Annotated in this window: 2 protein-coding genes; one reads left to right on the top strand and one right to left on the bottom strand. The window is 56.7% G+C overall.

What is annotated here, in order from left to right; genetic code table 11:
* Positions 1-79: 79 nt before the first annotated feature.
* Entirely contained in the window at positions 80-697 is a 618-nt protein-coding gene (locus tag AWB66_RS35250) for a HipA domain-containing protein (protein WP_087634026.1), read from the top strand.
* A gap of 473 nt (positions 698-1,170) precedes the next feature.
* Here the strand turns inward: AWB66_RS35250 and AWB66_RS32280 are convergent, their stop codons facing one another.
* Positions 1,171-1,869, bottom strand: a complete 699-nt coding sequence (locus AWB66_RS32280) for a uracil-DNA glycosylase family protein (protein WP_125469887.1) — start codon at positions 1,867-1,869, stop codon at positions 1,171-1,173.
* Positions 1,870-2,319 lie beyond the last annotated feature (450 nt).

Below are 2,319 nucleotides of genomic sequence, written 5' to 3' on the forward strand. Positions count from 1 at the left end.
CAATCGGAAACAGGCGTTGGCCGCACGCGCGGCGTAACGCCAAACTCGCCGGTCTCCGACAAACCCGGGGCGCTTCACAGTGGGTGGAGCTCGTCCCCAAGCCTCCGTTCGCGATGAGAAGGGAACGTCGCACCTTGCCAAATTCTCGAGCGAAGGAGACCGATTTGACGTACCCGCCGTTGAATACGCAACGCTACGCCTGGCAGAAAGAGCTGGGCTTCGAGCGCCGGCGGTACGATTGGTTCGAGTCAATGACCGGAACGGGCTGCTCGTTCGCAGATTCGACCGCTACTGGGCGACACCGCGAGGCGCAATGAGGAAGGGGGATGATGCCCGGTTCGTGCGCGGGGACACTGCCATCGGTGAGATTGAACACCGCGTGCCGTTTAACAGCGGATTAACGCTCGCGGGCTGTGATGAGATGGAATCGCGGAGCATGTCTTACGCAGCGTTGGCCGCTTGCATGCAGAAACATTGCCGTACCCTGCTCGCATATGACGGGCTGGCGGAACTCTACAAAAGGATGGTCTTCAACATTTTTGTGGGCAGCAACGACGACCACCTTCGAAATTTTGGCTTCTTTGAAGAGTTGGCGCCTCAGTCCAGTCTACGACGTGCTACCGCAGCCCAGTATTGCCAGCGAACGCTTCCAACATCTCGTGGTTGGGGAAAGCGGACGCCTGGCAACTCTCGATAATGCGCCGAGCGGTCACGAGGCCCTTCAACTGTCCGAGGCGTTCGCCCGCAAGCTGATGGCTGACGTCTGGCAAGTCGTCCGAGACTGGAGGCCCGTTTTTGAGAATCTAGGCGTCGACCCACGCGATATCGACGCCGTTCAGCCTGCTTTTCGGCATGTCGACGATGTTTCCAGTGCCGACCTACGACGCGCCTTGCCATGGAGCAGTGGCGGCGTCATGGTCACGTTTGAGATGACAAATCTTTGGCCGCGTCGCCGCGGTGCCGAGACGGGCAAACGGCGAACTGCAAACACCAAGAGCGGGAATAAGCCCTTTCTCCGATTGTTCCAGCTGGCGTCGAGAAAGAGGCGAACTATGTCGTGTTCGAGGTCGTGCAACGAGATGCAGCAGGAGCTCCTCGTTAGCGCGAGAGGTCTATAATCTTCGAAGAGTTCAGCAGCAGACGCTGTTGGACTCTCTTTCTTTTTAAGCATCACGACAAACAATTTTTGATTCGCTGCGCAAATACAGGAAGGTCGGTGTCCGGTTGGAAGGTCTTACCAGCCTTGATTCCAAGTCCACTGAGGTGCGGGAACGCAAAGACGCGCATGCCCTCGGCCGTATAGTCCTGCTCTGCAGGCGGCACATATGGGTCCAGTGTCAGGTTGTAGGCCTTGTTAGCGAATTCTATGGCCTTCGAACCGTATACGAACAGTACTTTCGGCCGGCAAAACCCAATAAGCTTCTTTAGCTGCGCTTGGTCACGGCGCCGCTCTGGCGCCGAAATTGTATCGGACTCGGGGGTGGGAACCCAGCAGGTGTTGGTCACGAGGCAGTGCTCTGGCCCAATAAGGTTAGACAGTTTTTTCGTATTCAGCGTGGTTCTGGTCGCCTTGCCGTCAAGACGCTTTGACTTATACGCGTCATCGAACTTCTCGATGTTTTGGGTCAGCGCAGTCCAGTAGTCGTCGAAATCGTCGAACTCGTTTCTAAGCGGTGTAGAAGGGTTATCACCGATGATAAACACCGACGCGGTCTTCCAATTGCGGTTCCGGCTGAACGGTCGGAGGTAAGGGACGCCGGCGGGGGTGTCACAGTGGTCCCTGAGGTCAACTTCGAACGAGCAAGGAGCAGGGCGGCCCTGCCGTGCATCGATTTCTCGGCTTGGTAGATGATGCAAGGCGTCGCTCATTTTTCAGTGGCTTGTGATTGGACGAAAGCATCATAGCTCAGATGCCCTCAGGCAGATGTGTCCCCGCTTTTTAAGCCGCGCTCTCGGCCCAAGGGACGCCTAGCTTTAATTGCAGCAGTCAGGATGGGAAAACCTATCGATGCATTCATAACTGGAGTCGCAAGGTCTCGTACCAGAGCGTGCTTTCTAGCCAAAACTCCCTCCCTCATTCTCGACGTCCCTGACAAAGCATCACCTCTTGAGGCGGTAGCGCACTATCTAAGTACTCTGAAGGAGATGGTGTCGAAGCCGCGCTCGGCGAGGTAATCACTCGACTCGAGGCTGCCGTCGATGCGTGGACTTGCCCCTGCATGACCGGACATGCCGTCACGCCTAGGTTGGTGAATTTGCTCGTTGGCGAAACTCGCGTGGTGAGCAGTATTTCAGGGCGCTGTGTGGATGCGACTCGTT

Source organism: Caballeronia telluris, assembly GCF_001544495.1.
Taxonomy (GTDB): domain Bacteria; phylum Pseudomonadota; class Gammaproteobacteria; order Burkholderiales; family Burkholderiaceae; genus Caballeronia; species Caballeronia telluris.

Coding starts and splice junctions, on each gene's coding strand:
- AWB66_RS32280 (WP_125469887.1), bottom strand. CDS start 1,869: ATGAGCGACGCCTTGCATCATCTACCAAGCCGAGAAATCGATGCACGG.